A 21,879-nucleotide genomic window follows, 5' to 3' on the forward strand; every position below is an offset into this window, starting at 1 on the left:
TTGTTGAGGTCCATATCATCCCCGTTTGTTGATGTCACAACCCTTTTAGATGTTACGACGTATAAAACAGTAAGTAATTTAATACTTTTAATATAACTATCGGTATAATGTTAAATATGAAATAATGCTGCGAAATAATTTATACATTAGCAAAGAAATATTATCTACCAAAAGTTAAATAAATTACAGATATCGATAATTATTAAACAATAGCGTTGTATGGGTACTAAAATTGTACCTGTATGTTTAATAAGGTATTTACTAAAAGAGAAGAAACGGGTTAAATGATGAGCAATTCGGTAACAGATAATTTTTCTGAAGAAAGTGCTGCACGACTTGCCCGTTTAATAAATAACGTAAATACCGGTATCTGGCAGTATGACCAGGTTACGCAAAAGGCGCAGTGGTCTGCCGGGTTTTACGCTTTACTTGGCTACAAGCCCGGCGACATCGAGTGCTCCTACAAAAACTTTTACGACAACCTTCTTTACCACGGGGACAAGGCTGCCTTTATAAAGGCTATCCATTATTCGGGGCCGGGGCCTGCGCCTGTTGCACAGGTCCGTTTGCTTACCAGGCATAAAGGCTACCAGTGGTTTGAAAGTACCGCTTTAAAGTACGATGGCGACGACGGCAGGTTTATATACGGAGTACTCAGCAATATTGATCATCACAAACTTACCGAACTAAAAGCCAAAAAAGCAGAGTTCTTGTACGCTGAAACCAGCCGCATTGCCAGAATTGGCGGCTGGGAAATAGATATACCAACAATGGGCCTGTATATGTCGCCTGAGATATTTGAGATATATCAGCTATACGGCGATGTTAATATGACCTTTGACGAGGCAATCAGCTTTTTTGAACCACAGTACCAGCCTGTAATTACCAAGGCGATTGACGATGCTATAAAACTCTGCAAACCATACGACCAGGAGATGCTGTTCCGTACGGCCAAAAACAATGTTATTTGGGTTAGGGCTAAAGGTGAGCCGATAATTGACGACGACGGCAAATGCGTCAAGGTGCGTGGCATTTTCCAGGACATTGATATCATTAAACGACGAGGCTTAAGTATGCAATCGTCTATCAACCTACTGGACGATCAAAACAAACGTTTGCAAAACTTCGCCTACATTGTTTCGCACAACCTTCGTTCGCATGCAGGCAATCTCAAATTCATGGTTAACCTTTTTGAAGAAAGCACAGCCGAAGCAGATAAGGAAGAGATTTTTTCTCACATAAAAACCATCAGCCACAGCCTGACGGCCACTATGGGTCATCTGGATGAGATTGTGAAAATACAATCAGAAATAGGCAAAGAGCGTAAGAACTTATCTTTTCAAAGTATTTTTAATAACGTGGTAGCTGCGCTGGACACCAATATACAGGCCGGCAAGGTTCAGCTTAAAACCGACTTTAGCCGAGCGCAAGAGATAAGTTATATTCCTGCTTATCTGGAGAGCATCTTTCAGAATTTGCTTACCAATGCAATTAAGTACCGCCACCCGCAGCGGCAGCCGATTATCACCTGTTATACTTATAAAGAGCAGGAACACATCTACCTCGTTTTTGAGGATAATGGTGTGGGGATAGATATGCAGCGGTATGGCGACCAGTTGTTTGGTATGTACCGCACCTTCCATAATAATAAAGATGCTAAAGGCATAGGCCTTTTCATGACACGGAACCAGGTAGAAGCACTGGGCGGGAGTATAGACGTAGAAAGTACCGTTGATGTTGGCACTAAATTTACAGTAAGGTTATCGTAAAAGATACTACTGTATAATGAGTGATGAAAGAAAAAGAATGACTGCCTGTATTATTGATGACGATGAAATTTTTGTTTACGGCTTTAAAAAGCTGATGCAAATTAAGGGTATACACGCTGATACGCTTGATTTTAGCAATGGCAAAGAAGCTATCGACTATCTTAAAGATCCCTTTAACACGCACACTTTACCCGATGTAATATTTGTAGACATTAACATGCCGGTAATGGACGGCTGGGAATTTACCTGCAACTACGAGGAAATTAAAGCTCGTTTGGGCAAAAAAATCCCGGTTTACGCTATAAGCTCATCAATTGACATAGATGATATTATTCGTGCAAAAAATAATTCTGTGATTAAAGATTACATCCTTAAGCCTATAGACGAGGCTTACATGAAGGACATCTTCAACTCCATAGATCCCGGTTTCGGCTTTCAGCAAATAGGTTAGTATCTCAATAAAAAAGACGCGAATTACCGCGTCTTCCTTAAATAACATTTTAGAAGTATTTTGCTGGCTACTCGATATAGCTTTCTAATATTTTAAAGCCTGTGGTGGTCTCTAATGCTACGCTGTTAATTGTTTTGGGTAATAAAATACACTCGCCCATTTTTACATTGTAGGTTTCGCTGTTATGCTTAATGGTGTATTCACCTTCAACGCAAACATGTATCACAAAAGAGTCAAGGTTTGAATAGTCCTTTGTGGTAGCGTGCGTAAAATCAAGAACATTGGTGGTAAAGTACGGGCACTTTACCAATTCAACCGTCTCGTTCTGCGCAGGGGTATATTGCGTTTTATATTCGGGATAATGCTTGTAATCTATTGCAGCAAGTGCTTCCTGGGTGTGCAGCTCACGTTTTTGCCCTTTATCATCTACCCTATCAAAATCGTATATGCGGTAAGTAATGTCTGATGTTTGCTGTATTTCGGCAATAAGCAGGCCTTTACCTATTGTGTGCACACGCCCGGCAGGTAAAAAGAACACATCTCCCGCGCTTACATCTTCACGGTTCAGTGTATCCATTATATGCCCACCGTCAAGCGCTTCAACGTATTCCTGTTCCGTCATTTCACGGTTAAACCCGGCAATAAGCGAGGAACCCGGGTCAGCCTCTATAACGTACCACATCTCTGTTTTACCAAAGGAGTTGTGGCGTTTCTTGGCTAGTTCGTCATTCGGGTGTACCTGTACAGACAGGTCGTCATTGGCATCAATGAACTTTACCAGCAGCGGGAATGTATCACCAAAATGGTTATATACCTTATCTCCTACCAGCTCTGCTTTGTATTGTTGCAGCAGTTTATCTAATGACTGGCCCTGCAGCGCGCCGCTTTCCACAACAGATACATCGGAGCTTACGCCTGATATTTCCCAGGTTTCGCCACAATTAGGCAGGTCGCCGATGTTCTTATGCAGGTAGGTCTCAATTTTATGGCCTCCCCATATTTTATCTTTAAATATGGTCTTAAATTTTAACGGATACAATGCTGACATGGTATGATGTTTTAGAAAGGTAAATCAACAAAAAACTAATTGCAGGTATACCTCAGTTTGTGCGGCTAAAATAAGCGTTGCTGTTACGCTAACCAAACTTTTATTGAAACGTTTTGTAGCTGCTGATGTAAACGTACGGACGCTTTCGGTACCAACTGAATAAAAGCACAATCAATAAAAAAGCCCATCCTGATTAGAATGGGCTTTTACTATATTGTTAAGTATTATTTACCCAACTTCTTTTTTAAGTTTTCGTCAATGGCTTCCAAAAACTCCTCTGTGTACAGGTAATCGGTACCGTGCTCAACCTTTGGTTTAATGGTAATAGCCAAATCCTTGGTCATTTTGCCGCTTTCTACAGTTTCTATACAAACCTCTTCTAAAGCGTGGCAAAAATCAATCAGTTCCTGGTTACCGTCCAGTTTACCGCGGAACTCTAAACCACGGGTCCATGCAAATATAGACGCGATTGGGTTGGTAGATGTTGGGCGGCCAGCCTGGTGCTCGCGGTAGTGGCGGGTAACGGTACCATGCGCTGCTTCAGCTTCCATTACAGTTCCGTCTGGTGTAACTAATGTAGAGGTCATTAAGCCCAGTGAACCAAAGCCCTGTGCAACTGTGTCGCTCTGTACGTCGCCATCATAGTTCTTACAAGCCCAAACAAAGTTACCATTCCATTTAAGGGCAGATGCAACCATGTCGTCAATCAGGCGGTGCTCGTACACAATACCTGCTTCAGCAAACTTTTGCTTGTAGTCTTTTTGGTAGATCTCTTCAAAAATATCTTTAAAACGGCCATCATATTTTTTAAGGATGGTGTTTTTGGTAGACAGGTATAAAGGCCAGCCCTTCATCAGCGCCTGGTTAAAGCAAGCGTGAGCAAAACCAATAATAGATTCGTCGGTGTTATACATGGTAAGCGCAACGCCGTCACCTTTAAAGTTAAATACTTCAAAAGACTGCTCAGGGCTTCCGTCTTCAGGCGTAAACTTCACAGTTAACTTACCTTTACCTTTAGTAACAAAATCTGTAGCGCGGTACTGGTCGCCAAAAGCGTGGCGGCCAATGCAAATAGGCGCTGTCCAGTTAGGTACCAAACGCGGTACGTTGTTCATTACAATAGGCTCGCGGAAAACAGTACCATCAAGTATGTTACGGATGGTTCCGTTTGGCGATTTCCACATTTGTTTCAAACCGAATTCTTCTACACGCGCTTCATCTGGCGTAATGGTGGCACATTTAATACCCACACCATATTGCCTGATAGCGTTAGCAGCATCTATAGTTACCTGATCATCAGTTTCGTCACGGTATTGAATACCCAGGTCATAGTACTTTATATCTACATCAAGATAAGGAACAATTAATTTATCTTTAATAAACTTCCATATGATTCGGGTCATTTCATCCCCATCCAGCTCAACTACCGGGTTTTCTACTTTAATTTTTGACATACCTGATTTGGGTTATTTTTTCATATTAAACGGTTTCAAACTTACATAAAATTTCATTTGATGTTTTTCAACCAATTCACATAATTTTCAAAAAATATAATGCTTTGCTATCAACAAACAGGCATGTACCCGGGTTTGCACTTGTAAGTTTGCGGTGTCTTAATAATTAAACAATAAAATAATTAGTGTATTTTACGGCCGCAAATGATTTAAGCCGGCATTAAATATTGAAATTTTGGTGTTACTTTGAATTAAATAACCGTTAGCTATAACCAACGCATTGCTATTGTAAGTATGATTAAGCTTTTTACTAAAACTATATTCTTTACTTTTTTGCTCACCGCTATTACGTTTATGGCAAAAGCGCAAATAGGCTACGATTATGCACAATACGATTTTGGCCTTGGCGCTAACATTAACCGTGTTTACGGCGATGCTGAAACTATAAAGAACACACCATCTGTAAGCATTAGTTTTAATTACAACCATACGCCATACCTAAACTATATAGTTGAAGTACAGGCCGGCAAGCTGGAGGGTGGTAGCGATACCAGCAAATCTGGAAGGTATTTTAAAAATAGATATACAGCATTGGTTTTTAGGGCGCAGCTGCAGGCGGGCGAGTTGATTGATTACTCCCGCAGTGGTTTAATGAACGGGCTCAAGAACCTTTATGTTTCTGCCGGTTTAGGCTATATGATTAACGATATTACACAGATCAACCGCGAATCGGTGATTACACCCGGCTTTTTCACCGGTGGCGAAGATAAAGCCAAAGAGCTTTTTATTCCGATAAGGGTTGGTTACGAGCTCAAATTCTTTAACAAGTACGATCAGCCGTCATTTAAAATAGACTTTGCGATGCAGTATAATTCATCTTTTGGCGACAATATGGATGGGTTTACTGCCGGAAAAAGCAAAGACAAGCTGGTACAGTACAGTATAGGCCTAAAGTTTGCAATTGGCGGCGTTACATCTTATAGCAAGCAGATACATTATTAACTAAATTGCCACAACAAGGGTAAGTTTGGCAGGGTTTTTAATGTATACTTAACGTATTTAATTAAACACCTATGATACCTGATAACGACGATTTCGATAAGGTAGATCCCGACTACAGGGATGCTGACCTGGCCAATAACGGTGAAGATACCGCTAGTTTGGACGACCTGAATTTTAACGAAGCCGAAAACAGCTTTGAATACGATGTAAAAGGTGACGACCCGGATTATGACCACCCTGATCCGTACGATACAGCCATACCAAACGGCGACGACTTTAACTCTACCTACGACGAAGCCAACCCTTACGATACCAAAGGCGAGTATGATGCAACGCGTTCAATTGAAACAGATGCAGACAGCCTGGGCATGCATATAGACGGTGGCAAAATAGTTGAATTGGACCCGCTAGACGCTAAGCTGGCACATACACCTGAGGATGACCGGGACGATCTGGACGAAGAAGGTTACCCTATAAACGATACGCCTAAAGATATAAGGTAATGCAGACCCTTTATAAGAAGACAGGGATAGCCTAAAGGCTGTCCCTTCTTTTTTTAATCGAAATCCAGGTTGAATTTGTTTTTAAGATCAATAAGCTTGGGGTTCTTGGCCGCCATATGCTGAAACTTCTCTACAGATGTATAAGGCTTCCTGACGATTGATCCTTCCTCTACCCTCGCCTCTACTTCAATATCAAAGTTTTTTAAAGTCGTACGCAGGTAGTTCATGATGTACGGCCGCTCGTCCCTAAAGGCGTTCTCCTGCACGCGGGTTGATAGCAAAACTTCAAATCGCTCGTTCCCTTTAGGCTGTGGTGTAACCGCTGTAAATATCGTGTACAAACCCACCGGTTTACCCTCTGCTTTTAGCTTTGCCCCATAATTGGTCCATGCCTGGAGGAAAGCATCCATGGTAAAAGCAGCTTTATCAGTACCCTTCAGGTAAGGGTCTTCCTCCTCTGCCATTGCTTCCTCTACCTGTTTACCCAGATCTTTTAACGACGGTATTTTCACCGAGGTAGCGGATGTGTGTACATTGGGGATAAAGGCGGTCTTTATTTTTTCGGCAACAGGCTCCTCTTTAGCAGGAGGGGCAATAGGTGCTGCTTGTACGGATGCGGCTTGCGCCGGGGTTGCTGTATAGGCTACCGGGGTATCGCGAAGGACAGGCACTTCGTCCTGCTTTGCCGCTGGCGGCTCAGGTGCATTTACAGCGGTATCAGGTTTTTTTTTTAACTCTCCTTGCGGAACAGCGGCTGCCTGCGGCATTGGCGATGTTGCCAGGTTAAATACCGAAAGCAAGTGGCACATCTTCAAGAGTGCCAGCTCAACCTGTAACCGCTGGTTCTTACTTTGTTTGTAGGTAATATCGCACTGGTTGGCAATATTTAATGCTGATAAGAGGAAAGAGGTGGATGCGGTTTGCGATTGCTGCAGGTAGCGGGCCTTAATGGTTTCGCTTACTTCCAACAATTTAATGGTAGCCGTATCTTTCCCTACCAGCAGGTTACGCAAATGCTCGGACAAGCCAGAGATAAAATGCGCGCCATCAAAACCTTTCCCTAATATCTCATCAAACAACAGCAGCGTTGCAGCATTGTCTTCTGCAAGCAGCTTATCTGTAAGGCTAAAGTAGTAGTCGTAATCAAGGATATTGAGGTTATCAATAACCGAACGGTACGTAACATTGCCGCCGGAGAAGCTCACGATCTGGTCAAACATGGATAAGGCATCCCTTAATCCTCCGTCGGCTTTTTGTGCTATAATATGTAAGCCATCGGCCTCGTAGCTGATATTCTCTTTTTTAGCAATACCGGCCAGGTGCCCTGCCATGTCTTCTACCCGTATACGGTTAAAATCAAATATCTGGCACCGCGATAAAATGGTAGGCAGTATCTTGTGCTTTTCGGTAGTGGCCAGAATAAAGATGGCGTAGTTAGGCGGTTCTTCAAGCGTTTTCAGGAAAGCATTAAATGCCGCCTGCGAAAGCATGTGCACTTCATCAATAATGTAAACCTTGTAGCGCGCACCTTGTGGCGGTATGCGTACCTGCTCTATCAGGCTGCGGATATCATCAACCGAGTTGTTTGATGCCGCATCCAGTTCATGTATATTAAAGGAGTTGCCATTCTGAAAAGCGCGGCAGCTGTCGCACTCGCTGCATGCCTCGCCGTTTGGCTGTAAGTTGGTACAGTTAATAGTTTTAGCAAGAATACGGGCGCAGGTTGTTTTACCTACACCACGCGGCCCGCAGAATAAAAATGCCTGAGCAAGCTGGTTGCTCTTAATAGCATTTTTGAGCGTGTTGGTTATATGTTGCTGACCAACAACCGTTTCGAAAGTAGCCGGGCGGTATTTGCGTGCCGAAACAATGAAATTATCCACAGGTATAAAGGTAGCAAGAAAATGCTTTGCCTAAAACATAAAAAGCATGTGTGGATAATTTGCAAACAACTACTGCAACTCCTCTTCCGGTAGATGATCGTCATCTTCAGGATCGGGCTCGCCCAGGTCATCGTCTACCTGTATCTCGTGAAGGTCGTTTGTCGACTCCATCTGGTCGTCAAAATCTTCGTCCTCCTCATCATCCCAGTCACCATCAACTATTTCTTCATCTTCGTCCGGTGCTTGTAAAAAAAGGGTATCATACATAAAACCCGAATCGCTTGTTTCGTAGTACCTGCTTTCTGAGAATTGCATAACAAATGTGTTTAGTTAGAAGACAACCGAAAGTAAAGATGTGTTTGAATGTTAACGTTAATTATTTGTGATGTTTTTGTGTAAAATGCTTTTAGCACTGCCAGGTACAAAAGCAACAGCCCGCTATGGTTTTATAGCAGGCTGTTGGTCAAGTTAGTACCTTAATATGTATCAGAATGGTGCCAGCAACGGTTTAAGCAATGCTGTTAGATCAAATTTTTTGCTGAGTGCCAATGTAACTACCGGCTTTGCGCCTTTTAGCAGCAGCCCTCGAACTTCCCCGCTAAAAGTAAGCCCAAAAGCAACTTCGGTAAGGCGGTATTGTATAACATAAAATGCGTTCCACCGGTGTTTTGGTTCACGGGCGTTTAAAAAGTCCAAATAGCCTTCAGGAAGGTCATACAATTTTTTAAATTGTGTTGAATTGCCTATCCGTGACGGGTTTACTATTGTAAAACCCTGATTTGTTGTACCAAGTATACCGTTTAAATAAAGGGTATAATCACTTTCCTTTATGTAGGTTGATAAGCCGGCACCTATGTAGTGCGATCTGCTGTCAAAATCAAAACGGCCCTCTTTAAATGTACGGCCGTTTAGCGCGGTCAGGGTGCTATCATAAGCAACTATATTACGGGCGGTTTTACTGTAGTCTATTGTAGAGGTAATGCGTTGCCAAAGCAATTCGAAATAAGTAGATATTGACCAATGAAAACCGTCTTCATTCAACCTTTTGCCATTTAACCTTATCTGTGGTGAAAACATCAGACCTATACTTTTAACACTTGTTGTTGATTGTATGCGACCGGTATCTGTGTAGTAGGGATACCCTTTTTTCAAACTATCCAGTATATTGGAGCTACCATCCCGGTAGGTAAAACCGCTTGACAAAGAAGAGCTCTGGCTTACCGATTGCGACTCGTACACACCGCCAACAAAACTGATATTGTTTGGGTGTTTTTTACTCCATAATGTCGCTACATCTTTCATATGCCCGAAAATGGCTGCGTAAAAATTATTGGTTTTAATGTTATCCAACAAATCAAAGTTGGTTCCTACTTCCGCCCAAAAAGTTCGGTCGGGTACTATCACTTTTAAACGCTGGCTGCCCCGCAATATCTGCGTCTGGCCCTTTATTACGAGGTCAACATCTCTAACGGTGTTTAAAGTATCTGTAGCTTTTATGGTGCGGATATGTAAGGGCACAAGTATACCCTCCGTCATTTTGCCAGCTTGAATTTTTGCCTCAGTGCTTGCTGATGATTCGTCCTTTCCGTCTTTCATCATCGCAGTTTTTAGCTCAGTTTCAAGATCAGGCTTTTTTTTACTTCCCTGCACCCATTCTTCCCTTGTCACGGTTATTGGGTTTTCAATTATCTGGTAGGTTTTATTAAGCGCCGTATCAGCAAACCCAAACAATAGTTGGTTTGCCTCCGGGCTAAAGTTTCCATTAAATTTCACCCTCACGCTTATTGTATCAAGCGCGCTTATAACCGATCCGTACCGGCGCTCTATATTTGCTGTAGCTCCCGGAACTATCTCAGCACCACCGGCGGCTATCGGTTTATAAACAGCCTTCTTTTTAGATGTATACGGATTGATCTTAAAAGTATGCTTCACTTTACCATCAGGCAGATATATATCTATCAACTGTACGCCGGATAGCGCAGCTGCCTGTTCAAGGTCTATCCTTACGTCCCGCTCAATTTCAACTTCCTTAGTGTCGTCCCAATCGTGTTTGTACAACTTAAGTGTAGCGTGCCCGGCATCTGTACCTGCTAACTTTATGTTTTCGAGTGTTCCTACCGGGAACAGGTCGAATTTTATGATAGTGTCCTTTCCTTCAGACCTGTTCAGTCGTAATTTTACTTTGGCGTACTTGTGAAAGGTGATATTAGGACTTAAAAGTGTATCTAAACTCACGTCGGTACTGCCGGAAACCAAAGCTACAGCCGGTTTAGATAAGGGTGTTTGTGGTATGTCACTTTTTTCATCCGGCTTAACATTAGTTTTAACCTGTATATCTGCAGCAGACCTTATATAATCAAAATTCAGGCGCACATTACTTCCGCCTTTGCCAATACGTATATTGGCTTCTCCGCTTATCGCGGGCTGAAGGTTGAACTTTATTAATACGCCCTGATTGATGGTATGCGGTTTACCGTTAAATAATTCCTTTTCTATAACAATATCTTTGGTAGTGTTCCTGTTATCAAACACCGGCCGGGCTGTGGTAAATTCATTAATTAAATTAAGCGTAACTACAACATCTTTGGCGGGTGCAGGGCCGTTAATATCAAATGGGATATAAATCGTCCTCACGGCCAGGCTATCTCCTAACCTTTCCACGTTGCCAATGGTAAAATATTCTATATGGCCATCATTACTAATTTGCACCGTGGACTTAACCAATACAGGCTTTGCAGGCTTCAATTCAGCCTTTCTGGGAGCGCGCTGAGCAAATGAGGAGCTAAAAATAAGCGTGAAGATGGCCGGCATATATAGGTACCTAAGCCACAGATTGTTGTGAGTGTGAGGGGTGTTCATGATAAGTGGTTTAGATGACCAACCTACAACAATCAGGAATAAGCATCAACCCGTTAAATAACGGTATTTGAAGTATTTGTTATTAAGGTTATTATGGCTATATTTGCAGCCCCGTAATAGCGGGTAAATTAAAAAACAAGTAAAAATGCAACAGTACGAAATTGTGATCGTTCTAACCCCGTTGCTGTCTACCGAAACTGCTGGTGAGGCTATTGCCAAATACACCAAAGTTTTAACAGACGGCGGAGCCGAAATTGTCCAGGAGGATAATTGGGGTTTGAGAAAACTAGCGTACCCTATTCAAAAGAAGACTACAGGGTACTATCACTTAACTGAATTCAGGGCTCCAGGTGATTTAATTAACAAATTGGAGGTAGAATTACGTCGCGATGAGCGCGTTTTGCGTTTCCTTACCATTGCTTTGGACAAACACGCCATTGCTTACAACGACAAAAAACGCAGCGGTGCTTTTAACAAGAAATCTGCAAAAGTGGAGGAAGCAAACTAATGGCAAACGACCAAATTAAATACGTTACCGCTCCTAAGGTGGAGGATAACCGTAAAAAATACTGCCGTTTTAAAAAGAACGGTATCAAGTACATTGATTACAAAGACGCAAACTTTTTATTGAAGTTTATTAACGACCAGGGTAAAGTATTACCACGCCGTTTAACAGGTACTTCATTAAAGTTCCAGCGTAAAGTTGCTCAGGCTGTTAAGCGTGCGCGCCACATTGGTTTATTACCTTACGTTACCGATTCTTTAAAATAAACAGGAGGTTTACAAAATGGAAGTTATTTTAAAACAAGATGTAAAAAACCTGGGTGATAAAGACGACGTAGTGAACGTTAAACCAGGTTATGGCCGTAATTTCCTTATTCCTAAGGGTTATGCCATATTAGCCACAGAATCTGCCCGTAAAGTATTAGCAGAAAACCTGAAACAGGCTCAATTTAAACAAGACAAGATCCGTAAGGATGCTGATGCTATTGCTGCTAAACTGGAAGGTGTAAAACTTACCATTGGCGCTAAAGCAGGCGAAAGCGGCAAAATCTTCGGTGCTATCAACACCATCCAGGTGGCTGATGCCCTTAAGAAAGAAGGTTTTGAAGTTGACCGTCGCCGTATCACTTTTGATCAGGAGCCAAAATTTGTTGGCGAGTACGTTGCAAACGTAAACCTGCATAAAGAAGTTAAGGTTCAGGTTCCTTTTGAAGTAGTAGCTGAATAAGTTACCCATCTTTAAAGAATACCAAAATAAAAAGGTGTTGTGTTTTATCACAACACCTTTTTTGTTTACAATAATTACCTTTGGCGCGTGAAAAAACGAAGCACTAACGCATCCGCAAAGAATACCTCTAAAAGCCTGTTTAAGGGCGGTTTGCTCCGGCTCATCTTCCGGATTGTAAAACTCGTTGTTATTTCGTTTGTAGCGCTTAGTTTATTCGGGGTGTTGCTGTTCCGCTTTGTTAACCCGCCGTTCACCTGGCTAATGGTGCAGCGCGGTTTCGAGCGTAAGGCAGACGGCAAGCACTGGAAGATTGATAAAGATTGGGTAGAGTTTGACAGCATAGCCGACCCCATGAAACGCGCCGCTGTTGCTGCTGAGGACCAAACCTTCCTGGAGAACCACGGCTTCGACTTTAAAGCTATCCAGCGGGCCATTAAAAAGAACGCCAACAGTAAAAAGCTGATAGGCGGCAGTACCATTACACAGCAAACTGCCAAAAACGTCTTCCTATGGCCGGGCAGGTCCATAATCCGCAAAGGATTTGAAGCCTGGTTCACTGTACTGATAGAGACCTTCTGGAGTAAGAAACGGGTAATGGAGGTTTACCTCAACGTAATTGAGATGGGCGATGGCATTTACGGCATCGAGGCTGCATCCCAGGCCTACTTTCATAAACCAGCTTCGCGGCTTACCACACGGCAGGCTGCAGCTATTGCGGTAATTTTCCCAAGCCCGCTTAAGTGGTCGGCAACAAAGCCTACACGCTATCTTAAACACCGGCAGTACCTTATCAGGCAAAACATGCGGCGGTTGGGCCCGCTGGAATTCTAGTGAAAAAATCTTAATTCATCAGATAATTGGTTTTAATTAGCAGATAAACTGTACATTTAGTTTATCTACCAATTTAACAACCAATGGGACGTTTTCTTCACGTTCTGAGCATGATAGCTTTTGTTGCAATTGCCGCCAGCAGTTGTAAGCTGGACGCGCCCGTTTACCCCATTGCAGAAAAGCCGCCGGAGGTTGTAAAGCCGGATACAACAACTATACCCGACGCAGGACCGGATAGCTTTTATACCGTACCTATTGGCGCACTAAACACAATAGTGTTTAAGATAGACGATGGAGAAAATGTAACGTTAACAGAACCTACTGCCGACATTACCCCCAACAACGGCTCGGCAACAACCGGCTATACCATGGTACTGGCAGATCAGGTGTCGCCGGAAGTAACGTTCAAACTAAACTTTAGCGCCGCCAGGGCCGGAGAATTTGCTGATGACCTGCTTTGGCTTATTTACAAGGATTTCAGGCTTACCGATGACAGCAGCGGGAAGGTAAAGGCGGTTATTGTTCGTAAGGATACCAACGGTTATCTTGTAAAAGGGTATTTCCGCATTTTGGCTACAAATGATAACGACGGTACTTTACATACCGTAATCGGCTCGTTTAACGTCAGCAAATAACCCTTACGCCTTTTATACTTCCGCAGGTACTTTAATTACTTGTATTTCCAGTTCCTGGTTTTGCCCTCATTCATCCACTCTATTCCTTCCTTTAAGCGCTTGTCGCGCGTGGCGGTGGTTTTGGCATCTTCAAACCAGGTAATGTATTCTTTCTTTTGTGAAGGGCTGAACTTATCGAAATACGCCTTAGCTTCCGGGTTAGAGATGAACAGTTCGGCTAAATAATTTGGCGTGTCTAAAGTAGTGTTAGCCGGCTTAGGCCCTGTTACCTTTTTAGCAGCTGGTTTTGCTTTTACCGGCCCTGCCGCGTCTTTTTGCGCCATAGCCTGTTTAATGTACCACACCAGGATGTCGGCATCCGGGATGTCTGCTATACTGGTTAGCTTACCTATGCTCCCGGCAGCTTCGCCACCTTCTGTATATAATATCTGGTGCGGATCGGGCAGTTGCTCCGCCTTCCAAAAACCAAAGCCTGCATGCTGCTTAAACGCCATCATAAAACAAAGCACGCCTTTGTACTCAAAGAATGGAGCGCTCCACTTGATAGTTTCCGTAATCTCCGGAGACGCATTGTGAACTATTTCTCGCAGGTGTTTAAGAATGGGTTTGGCAAATTCGGCAGACTTCTCTATATAAGCGTCCACGCGGCTATCGTACTGTTCCATACCGCAATATAATACTGTCTGGTAAAAAAGCAAAACAGATGCCGCCTATTAACGCAGCAAGCCTTTCAGCGCGGGATGTGATTGGGACGGAAGGAACTCCGTAACTGTAAATTCTGCAAGGCCGTGTTGGTGGAACGGGTCCTGTTCTATGATCTTCCACAGTATCTCCTCAGAATCTGCCTGTGCAATGATAATGCCGCCTGTACGGGGTACCTTTCTGCCACTCATGATGAAAACATCGGCAGCGTAGTACTTCTTTAGATAAGCTACATGTTCTGTCATATGCCTGTCCAGCTGTTCAAGTGGTACAATATATCGGAGATTGATAATGAACATGATAAGCTTTGGCAGGCATTAAGCCGTTACAAGGTCCTTAAATAACTGTATATGCCAGCTATCCTTAAAAGGGACCTCCCATTTGGTTTGCAGTTCGGTAAGGTTTTGAGCCAGGTTGTTGTAAACGATGGTGTCGCGGGTAATAACGCCTTCTTTCAACAGCGCTTCAAACTGTTTGCGCGGAACGGACAACACCTCGCTGCCGGAGCGATAAGCCAGGTTAAAGCGATCAAACAGGTTGATGCCGAAATGCTGTTCCACCTCTTTCATAAAACGCACCGACTTATCGATAGAACAGCCGCTTGCACCCGCCTGGCTTTCATCAACCACAAGAATAAAGAAACGGTTATACTTCACCTCCCCTTTTGCTTTAAGCTGGTTGTTATGAGCCGTCCAGTCGCGGGTAAAATTGTCCAGCAATACCTGCGCGTCAATCACTTCTGCGTCGGTAAGTTTACGGTCCGACTGGTAGATCCAAACCCGGGAGTGTGAAGAAAATTCCATGTTGCGAATTTAGCCATTTTATTAACTTGAAGCTGAAATTTGTTGTCAGGCTACCATCAATTCTACAGGAGTGAGAAAAGCGCGTAAGATTGTTCTTATTTTAGGAATAACTGCCCTATTGTGCAGTTTTAAGGCATTTAACGCAGAACAGGATTGGATAACATGGGCTAACCACGCACTCAGCGAGAGCGTGGACCCGCTTGCCGAAGCCAGGGTAAAGAAGTGGGAAATAATGCTTACCGCCGACCATTTTATGCGGCTCAGAAAAACTTATCAACAGGGTAAACAGGAATATTATTCCTTCAATATGCAGCGTTTTGCAGAAATGGACTATGTGCCAGGGGCGGTTAACGATACCCTGCGTTTTCATACCCGTGCAGACGACATCATCTACCAAACTTATAACGATCCTAAAGGCGACATCGACTCGATGGCCACCATGCTTGTTATGCCGGTACGGAAACTTTCTGCCGGGCGGCTGGACAGCCTAAAACAAGCACTGGAAGTTTTGAAGGGTAAGAACCTATAGCAAAAGACGCGTAAACTCGCTACTACGCAGCCGCAAACATGTACCTGCAGAAGTGTATCACCACTTAAATATTTGTAAAAAACTGTATCATGGTTCCAAAAACTGTAACACGGTTTTTAGCTTATGTGCTAAACATCTGTTACTTAACTATTTTTCGACCCAAAAAACTGTAACAGGTGTAACACCCTGTCGTGTTACAGTTGTTACAACCCGTTGGCGCGTACGGTTAGCTCGGCGATATCAAGCACCTTAATTTCCTGTTCCTTTTCCATGTGTTTTACGCCGTCGGTAAGCATGGTCATACAAAATGGGCAACCCGATGCAATTACATCTGCCTTGGCTTCTATTACGTCAAGCATCCGTTCATCGTTAATGTCCTTCCTGCCGGGTTCGGGCTCTTTAAACATCTGCGCGCCACCGGCACCGCAGCATAACCCGTTGCTTTTGCAGCGTTTCATTTCTACCAGCTCCGCGTCAAGTATCTCCAGCGCTTTGCGTGGTGCCTCGTAAATGTTGTTACCCCGGCCCAGGTAGCAGGGGTCGTGAAAGGTTATCTTGCGGCCTTTAAAGCTCTCGCCGCCTTCGGCTTTAAGCTTACCTTCATCAATCAGCTGCTGGATAAGCTGGCTATGGTGTATTACTTCGTAATTACCGCCAAGGCCGGGGTATTCGTTACGAATGGTATTAAAGCAGTGCGGGCAACCCGTAACAATCTTTTTGATGTTATAGCCATCCAGCACCTGTATGTTCATCATCGCCTGCATCTGGAACAGGAACTCATTGCCGGCCCGTTTAGCAGGATCGCCGGTGCAACTTTCCTCGGTGCCCAATACCGCGAAGCTTATGCCCACATGCTGCAGTATCTTGCATATGTCGCGGGTTATCTTCTGCGCACGCTCATCAAAGCTCCCGGCACAGCCAACCCAAAACAGTATCTCGGGTTCTTTACCCTGGGCAGCCATTTCGGCCATGGTAGGTATCATCAGTTCTGTTGTCATTGTCTGCGCTTATTCGTCGTCCGCTTCGCTTATGTCCTCAATAAAGTCGTCGATGCTGGTATAGTTCCTAAACTTAATTGCCGAGTTGATGGCCTTGAGCTTGTTGAGCACATCCAATGCAAGTTGCAAGGGCTGGCTTTCGGCCCCAAACATGTTGGCGTCCCAGTTCACACCGGCCAGGGCATGGCTCTCGGCCATTTCTACACACCAGCTTTCCAGGAACTCCGCCAGCGATACCTCTGCAGGAGCATACCCCTTCCACTCGTCACGTGCACATGCCTTAGCATACGCTCTCTCCGACCAAAACGGAACTACGGTTATTTCCTCATCCTCATTAGAATGCGAGTTGGCCCAACCGCCTTTACTTTGTAACGCCCATACCGCCTTTGAGGCCGAAACTTTTTCTACAAAAATCCGGTACTTGTCTTCTATCGCTATATCGTTTTGCAGCATATCAATTCTTATCTACCCAGTTCAGGCGGTCGGCGGGGCTGTACTTCCAGGGAGCGCCGTTGTTTTCCATATTCCCGAACATGTTATTTAAACTTCCCGGCGCCTGAGATTCCTCCATAACAATGTAGCGCCGCATCTCGGTAATAATCTCCAGCGGGTTGATGTTAACCGGGCAGGCCTCTACGCACGCGTTGCAGGTAGTACAAGCCCATAACTCCTCGCGTGTGATGTAATTGTCCAGCAGCACATTTTCGTCTGTATAGTCTTTGCCGTGTTTATCTATATTTCTGCCGATTTCAGTTACCCTGTCGCGGGTGTCCATCATGATCTTGCGCGGCGACAGCAGCTTACCTGTAATATTCGCCGGGCATACCGATGTACACCTGCCACACTCGGTACAGGTGTAAGCTTCCATTAAGTTTTTCCAGGTAAGGTCTGTAACGTCTTTTGCGCCAAACCGGGTGGCCTCTGTGGTGGGCTCCGGAACAAAGGACGGATCAAGCATGGCTTTTACCTCTCCTGTGACCGACGCCATATTGGTAAATTCTCCCTTAGGCTCCAGCTTTGAATAATACGTATTTGGAAAGGCCAGCAGAATATGGAAGTGTTTGGAGTACGGCAGGTAGTTCAGAAACGCCAGGATACCTACAATATGAAACCACCAGCAGGCGCGTTCTAAAACAACTAACGTTGCCGCAGCAGATGGCAGCAGCGGTGCTATAAACGAGCTAACCGGGAAGCTCCCTGCCTGCACATAGTGCCCGAAATGCATTGCCTGTAGTTTATAATCGGCAGCATTCATGGTCAGGAAGGCCGTCATCAGCAGTATTTCTGTGATCAATATATAATTTGCATCACTCTTAGGCCAACTGGTCATCTCTGTGCCGGTAAAGCGTTTCAAACGGAGTACATTACGGCGAGCCAGGAATACAACGCAAGCTAGCAATACCAGCAAAGCTAAAACTTCAAATCCGCCTATCAGTAAGCTGTACAAACTACCAAGCGGCTTTGAAAACACCCGATGACCACCGAAAATGCCATCAATAGTAATCTCCAGCACTTCCAGGTTGATAATGATGAAGCCCAGATAAACAAAAAAATGCAGCACTGCAGCCATGGGACGCTTTGTCATTTTTGATTGACCGAGCGCTACCTTGGCCATTACTTTCCAGCGTTCTGCTGGGTTATCGCTGCGATCAACGTCTCTGCCCAGCAAAATATTACGCCGCACTTTTGCTACGTTCCTGGCAAAAAGGTAAACTGCACCGAGTAAAACAACAATGAAAATAATCTGACCAATCATATTTATTATGCAAGCATAGTAATTTAATATGTAAAATACCAGATGCTCGTGCTTATTCTTGTAAAGGTAAAATTTGGTTAGTTGTTTTAAAGACGGCCCTGATAAATGCTTTATAATTTTTTTGAAGGATCTTTAACAATGTAAATGATTGACGCACAACTTAAACGCACTAAAGCAGTACGTTGATTGTCTATAAAATGAAAAAAAACTTTTGGGGAATAAAAAAAACGCTACATTTGCAATCCCAATCGGGACGGTATCATAGCTCAGTTGGTAGAGCAAAGGACTGAAAATCCTTGTGTCGCTGGTTCGATTCCAGCTGATACCACACCAATAAAAACCCTGTAATTACTACAGGGTTTTTTTATTTACCTGATATTTACGGGCAACTGCTCTTTAAAGATAAGTCACAAGACAAAGATTACTCATCTAAACTCTTAAATAAAACTTGTTGACATCTTATTTCTACAATTCAATAGATAAACAAATCCGCTAGGTCGTTCCTTTTTCAATGGTATAAAGCTTAGTCATCGTAGTAACGTTTTTATAGCTTATTTTTGTTCAGATAGATGGTGTTAGAAAAGCGAGATTACGATGCAGTGGTGGTTGGCTCTGGCCCCAACGGGCTTGCCGCAGCTATACTTTTGCAACAAAATGGGTTAAGGGTACTGGTAATTGAAGCAAAAGACACCATAGGTGGCGGCCTGCGCACAGCGGAACTTACCTTGCCGGGCTTCAAACATGATATCTGTTCAGCCATATACCCTTTAGCGGCGGGATCACCGTTCTTTAAGACGTTACCACTAGATAGGTTCGGATTGGAGTGGATCTATCCGGAAATAGATGCGGCTCATCCGTTCGACAATGGAACTGCAGCTTCGCTTTCGCGGTCGATAGAAGAAACAGCAAACCGGCTTGGCGCAGACCGCCAGAACTACCTGGACCTGATGCGACCTGTTACCAAAAACTGGCCCTACCTGGCACCCGAGCTTTTAGGTCCGTTAGGCTTTCCTAAACATCCGCTTAAGCTGGCGAAATTCGGGCTTTCTGCCATACAGCCTGCTACATGGCTTCAAAGGAAGTTTGAAACGGTGGAAGCTAAAGGCCTTTTTGCAGGTATGGCCGCTCATGCTATACAGCCTTTAAGTAATATAGCCACCTCATCAATTGCGCTGGTGTTAATGGCCAATGCACATCTAAACGGATGGGTAATACCCAAAGGCGGCTCACAAAGCATAGCAAGCGCGCTCAGCAATTACTTCATATCCCTTGGTGGCGTAATAGAAACCGGGACTTACGTAAGATCTCTTCAGCAGCTTCCATCATCTCACGCCGTTCTGTTCGATATCACACCGAAACAATTATTGCAGATAGCAGGCCATAAATTTTCATCGCTGTACAAATGGCAACTCAACCGCTTCCGTTACGGAGATGGTGTTTTTAAGGTTGACTGGGCGCTGGATGCACCAATTCCGTTTTCAGCCCAGGGATGCCGTAAAGCGGGTACTGTACATATCGGCGGCACTTTTGAGGAGATTGCTGCATCTGAACGGGCACCTTTCAAACGACAGCATTCTGAACGGCCGTATGTGCTGCTCGCCCAGCAAAGCCTGTTCGACAGCACACGGGCACCCACCGGCAAACATACCGGCTGGGCTTATTGCCACGTGCCAAATGGTTCTAAAAAGGACATGACTACTATCATAGAAAACCAGGTAGAACGCTTTGCACCAGGCTTTAAGGAGCGTATACTTGCCCGGCACACTTTTGATACGGCCCAGATGGAAGAGCATAATCCTAACTACATTGGCGGGGATATAAATGGCGGAGTGCTGGACATTACCCAGTTGTTCACCCGACCTGTCTTAAGAGCATCACCTTACAAAACGTCTGCAAAGGGACTATACATCTGCTCCTCCTCTACTCCACCGGGAGGCGGTGTGCACGGCATGTGCGGGTACCATGCCGCCAGGCGCGCGCTAAAAGATATCTGGAATATTCGGTAAAAAACACATCTAAAAGGATGTTTTAAGCGGGTTTGGTGAACCAAAATCTGCAAAAACCACACTTTTTAATATACCCAACAGTATATACTCCATCGTGACTTCAACAACAAAAAATTAGGTTTTCTATCGCAACGTTTATTTGGCGTGCCTAGTCTACACGGTACGTTACCGTTTTACAATGAAACATTTTACTCTTTTCTCACTTGTAGTCCTGATCTGCTTTTCGTCTTCCTGCAAAAAAGACCAACCCCAATCACCAGCTCCTGCACCAACGCCTACCACCTATCCGGAATGGGTTACCTACAGCACCACAAATTCTGCGTTGCCTAATGACCAGGTGAATGCTATTACCGTAAGCAAAGACAACGTAAAGTGGGTAGCAACTGCCGGCGGACTCGCCAGTTTAACAGGCGACCAATGGAATATTTATAATAAGGTTAATACGGCGCTGCCGTCAGATATGATCCAGGCTGTGGCTGTAGAAAACGACGGATCCGTTTGGGTAGGTACCGATAACGGCCTTGCCCGTCTGCATAACAAACAATGGTCCGTTTATACGATGTCCAACAGCATACTTCCAAACAATAATATAAAGTGCATTACGCACGATGCAGCGCATAATACTACGTGGATAGCAACAGATGATGGTATTGTAAAAGTAAGTGACGGCAAGTGGGACAATATTGAAGAATATAACGTGAAGCTTTCGCTGACCACTGATCGGGATGGTGCTTTGTGGGCAGGAGTATTTAATGACTTTGCGTTTATCGCCATGATAAAGAAATATGCCAACGGCCGCTGGACTACCTACCGGCTCGACCAAATGGGTTATACCTCTGCTATCCCGTATGATATTGAAATAGGGAGAGACAACAATCCCGTTGCCGTACTCGGCGGCACTGTAGTAAAGGCCGCCATTAAGTTTAACGGCACCAGCTGGGATGAACTTACCCGTCCAGAGCAGGCACGAGGTTTAAGGACAATGGTTGTGAACGATGATGCTGTGTGGGTTGGCGGCGCAACGTTCTCCCGCTTTGGCGATAAAAAGGCTCCTTTGATTTCCCTGCCCGGGACGGACTCTCCTATCCTTTCGATGGCTTTAGATAACAACGGCCGTAAATGGCTGGGCACCTACTATGGTGGCGTAGTAGTTTACAATCCAAAGATGTGAGTTAACATTAGAAGGAGTTTTCAGGCTTGTTCATCGCCTTACATTTGTAAAAAAGATGTTACCAAAAGAGGCACAGAAACATCAATCTTAGTCTACATTCTTATTTTACCCCCGCCGCTAAAAAAAAATACCCCCCTGATATGAACATGTGTGGCTGAATTTAACTGGCAGCAAAGAAGCTCAGCGACAGACATTCTATATTTATAAAAAGATATACTTTTTTTATAATTATTATTGCTGTTCTGTTG

23 protein-coding genes and 1 tRNA gene are annotated in these 21,879 nt (G+C 44.1%); 13 read left to right on the plus strand and 11 right to left on the minus strand.

Annotated elements, in window-relative coordinates; genetic code table 11:
- Window positions 1–284: 284 nt before the first annotated feature.
- Together DYU05_RS09505 and DYU05_RS09510 are read left to right on the plus strand one after the other, a co-directional pair.
- On the plus strand, window positions 285–1,769 hold the full coding sequence (locus DYU05_RS09505) for a PAS domain-containing sensor histidine kinase (protein ID WP_117382706.1): 1,485 nt from the start codon (window positions 285–287) through the stop codon (window positions 1,767–1,769).
- Window positions 1,770–1,785: 16 nt separating this feature from the next.
- Complete coding sequence (locus DYU05_RS09510; RefSeq protein WP_117382707.1) at window positions 1,786–2,220, plus strand: response regulator; 435 nt, start codon at window positions 1,786–1,788, stop codon at window positions 2,218–2,220.
- Window positions 2,221–2,287: 67 nt separating this feature from the next.
- Here DYU05_RS09510 and DYU05_RS09515 read toward each other — a convergent pair whose 3' ends face one another.
- Complete coding sequence (locus DYU05_RS09515) at window positions 2,288–3,268, minus strand: type I phosphomannose isomerase catalytic subunit (RefSeq protein ID WP_117382708.1); 981 nt, start codon at window positions 3,266–3,268, stop codon at window positions 2,288–2,290.
- A gap of 224 nt (window positions 3,269–3,492) precedes the next feature.
- Window positions 3,493–4,722, minus strand: a complete 1,230-nt coding sequence (locus tag DYU05_RS09520) for an NADP-dependent isocitrate dehydrogenase (RefSeq protein ID WP_117382709.1) — start codon at window positions 4,720–4,722, stop codon at window positions 3,493–3,495.
- A gap of 294 nt (window positions 4,723–5,016) precedes the next feature.
- Here DYU05_RS09520 and DYU05_RS09525 point away from each other — a divergent pair, with 294 nt between their 5' ends.
- Both DYU05_RS09525 and DYU05_RS09530 read left to right on the plus strand, forming a co-directional pair.
- Window positions 5,017–5,724, plus strand: coding sequence for a hypothetical protein (locus DYU05_RS09525; protein ID WP_117382710.1), 708 nt, complete (start codon window positions 5,017–5,019; stop codon window positions 5,722–5,724).
- A 71-nt stretch (window positions 5,725–5,795) separates the two neighbouring features.
- Entirely contained in the window at window positions 5,796–6,227 is a 432-nt protein-coding gene (locus tag DYU05_RS09530; RefSeq protein ID WP_117382711.1) for a hypothetical protein, read from the plus strand.
- Window positions 6,228–6,280: 53 nt separating this feature from the next.
- Here DYU05_RS09530 and DYU05_RS09535 read toward each other — a convergent pair whose 3' ends face one another.
- The 3 genes from DYU05_RS09535 to DYU05_RS09545 form a co-directional block, all read right to left on the minus strand.
- Complete coding sequence (locus DYU05_RS09535) at window positions 6,281–8,110, minus strand: DNA polymerase III subunit gamma/tau (RefSeq protein ID WP_117382712.1); 1,830 nt, start codon at window positions 8,108–8,110, stop codon at window positions 6,281–6,283.
- 69 nt (window positions 8,111–8,179) lie between these two features.
- Window positions 8,180–8,425: a hypothetical protein gene (locus tag DYU05_RS09540; RefSeq protein ID WP_117382713.1), complete on the minus strand. Its 246-nt coding sequence runs from the start codon at window positions 8,423–8,425 to the stop codon at window positions 8,180–8,182.
- 171 nt (window positions 8,426–8,596) lie between these two features.
- Entirely contained in the window at window positions 8,597–10,969 is a 2,373-nt protein-coding gene (locus tag DYU05_RS09545) for a hypothetical protein (RefSeq protein ID WP_133300209.1), read from the minus strand.
- A gap of 145 nt (window positions 10,970–11,114) precedes the next feature.
- Here DYU05_RS09545 and rpsF point away from each other — a divergent pair, with 145 nt between their 5' ends.
- The 5 genes from rpsF (at window position 11,115) to DYU05_RS09570 (ending at window position 13,666) form a co-directional block, all read left to right on the plus strand.
- Window positions 11,115–11,477 (plus strand): 30S ribosomal protein S6, encoded by a 363-nt coding sequence (gene rpsF, locus DYU05_RS09550; RefSeq protein ID WP_117382715.1) that lies wholly within the window; start codon window positions 11,115–11,117, stop codon window positions 11,475–11,477.
- A complete protein-coding gene (gene rpsR, locus DYU05_RS09555; RefSeq protein WP_067054791.1) occupies window positions 11,477–11,740 on the plus strand; it encodes a 30S ribosomal protein S18 in 264 nt (87 codons plus the stop codon). The genes rpsF and rpsR overlap by 1 nt, the downstream gene beginning before the upstream one ends.
- 16 nt (window positions 11,741–11,756) lie before the next feature.
- On the plus strand, window positions 11,757–12,200 hold the full coding sequence (rplI, locus tag DYU05_RS09560) for a 50S ribosomal protein L9 (RefSeq protein WP_117382716.1): 444 nt from the start codon (window positions 11,757–11,759) through the stop codon (window positions 12,198–12,200).
- 87 nt (window positions 12,201–12,287) lie between these two features.
- On the plus strand, window positions 12,288–13,031 hold the full coding sequence (mtgA, locus tag DYU05_RS09565) for a monofunctional biosynthetic peptidoglycan transglycosylase (protein WP_235853980.1): 744 nt from the start codon (window positions 12,288–12,290) through the stop codon (window positions 13,029–13,031).
- Window positions 13,032–13,114: 83 nt separating this feature from the next.
- Complete coding sequence (locus DYU05_RS09570) at window positions 13,115–13,666, plus strand: hypothetical protein (protein WP_133300210.1); 552 nt, start codon at window positions 13,115–13,117, stop codon at window positions 13,664–13,666.
- Between the two features lie 35 nt (window positions 13,667–13,701).
- Here the strand turns inward: DYU05_RS09570 and DYU05_RS09575 are convergent, their stop codons facing one another.
- Genes DYU05_RS09575 through DYU05_RS09585 form a run of 3 tightly spaced genes read right to left on the minus strand, consistent with a single transcriptional unit; the run spans window position 13,702 to window position 15,171 of the window.
- A complete protein-coding gene (locus DYU05_RS09575; protein WP_117382718.1) occupies window positions 13,702–14,331 on the minus strand; it encodes a YdeI/OmpD-associated family protein in 630 nt (209 codons plus the stop codon).
- 48 nt (window positions 14,332–14,379) lie between these two features.
- Window positions 14,380–14,667: a YciI family protein gene (locus DYU05_RS09580; RefSeq protein ID WP_117382719.1), complete on the minus strand. Its 288-nt coding sequence runs from the start codon at window positions 14,665–14,667 to the stop codon at window positions 14,380–14,382.
- Between the two features lie 18 nt (window positions 14,668–14,685).
- Window positions 14,686–15,171, minus strand: a complete 486-nt coding sequence (locus DYU05_RS09585; RefSeq protein WP_117382720.1) for an ABC transporter ATPase — start codon at window positions 15,169–15,171, stop codon at window positions 14,686–14,688.
- A gap of 70 nt (window positions 15,172–15,241) precedes the next feature.
- Here DYU05_RS09585 and DYU05_RS09590 point away from each other — a divergent pair, with 70 nt between their 5' ends.
- The gene (locus tag DYU05_RS09590; protein WP_117382721.1) at window positions 15,242–15,700 is read left to right on the plus strand and encodes a hypothetical protein; all 459 of its coding nucleotides are present in this window, start codon (window positions 15,242–15,244) and stop codon (window positions 15,698–15,700) included.
- 203 nt (window positions 15,701–15,903) lie between these two features.
- Here DYU05_RS09590 and DYU05_RS09595 read toward each other — a convergent pair whose 3' ends face one another.
- Genes DYU05_RS09595 through DYU05_RS09605 form a run of 3 tightly spaced genes read right to left on the minus strand, consistent with a single transcriptional unit; the run spans window position 15,904 to window position 18,454 of the window.
- Window positions 15,904–16,698 (minus strand): (Fe-S)-binding protein, encoded by a 795-nt coding sequence (locus DYU05_RS09595; protein ID WP_117382722.1) that lies wholly within the window; start codon window positions 16,696–16,698, stop codon window positions 15,904–15,906.
- Window positions 16,699–16,707: 9 nt separating this feature from the next.
- Window positions 16,708–17,151 carry a DUF2750 domain-containing protein gene (locus DYU05_RS09600; protein WP_117382723.1) on the minus strand — a complete coding sequence of 148 codons (444 nt, stop codon included), beginning with the start codon at window positions 17,149–17,151 and terminating at the stop codon, window positions 16,708–16,710.
- 1 nt (window position 17,152) lies between these two features.
- Window positions 17,153–18,454, minus strand: coding sequence for a (Fe-S)-binding protein (locus DYU05_RS09605; RefSeq protein WP_117382724.1), 1,302 nt, complete (start codon window positions 18,452–18,454; stop codon window positions 17,153–17,155).
- A gap of 255 nt (window positions 18,455–18,709) precedes the next feature.
- On the opposite strand from DYU05_RS09605, the gene DYU05_RS09610 reads away from it, so the two are divergent.
- The 3 genes from DYU05_RS09610 (at window position 18,710) to DYU05_RS09620 (ending at window position 21,631) form a co-directional block, all read left to right on the plus strand.
- A tRNA-Phe gene (locus tag DYU05_RS09610) sits at window positions 18,710–18,782 on the plus strand.
- A 241-nt stretch (window positions 18,783–19,023) separates the two neighbouring features.
- Complete coding sequence (locus DYU05_RS09615) at window positions 19,024–20,460, plus strand: phytoene desaturase family protein (protein ID WP_117382725.1); 1,437 nt, start codon at window positions 19,024–19,026, stop codon at window positions 20,458–20,460.
- Window positions 20,461–20,638: 178 nt separating this feature from the next.
- Window positions 20,639–21,631: a ligand-binding sensor domain-containing protein gene (locus tag DYU05_RS09620; RefSeq protein ID WP_117382726.1), complete on the plus strand. Its 993-nt coding sequence runs from the start codon at window positions 20,639–20,641 to the stop codon at window positions 21,629–21,631.
- Window positions 21,632–21,879 lie beyond the last annotated feature (248 nt).

The sequence above is a fragment of the Mucilaginibacter terrenus genome (assembly GCF_003432065.1).
GTDB lineage: Bacteria > Bacteroidota > Bacteroidia > Sphingobacteriales > Sphingobacteriaceae > Mucilaginibacter > Mucilaginibacter terrenus.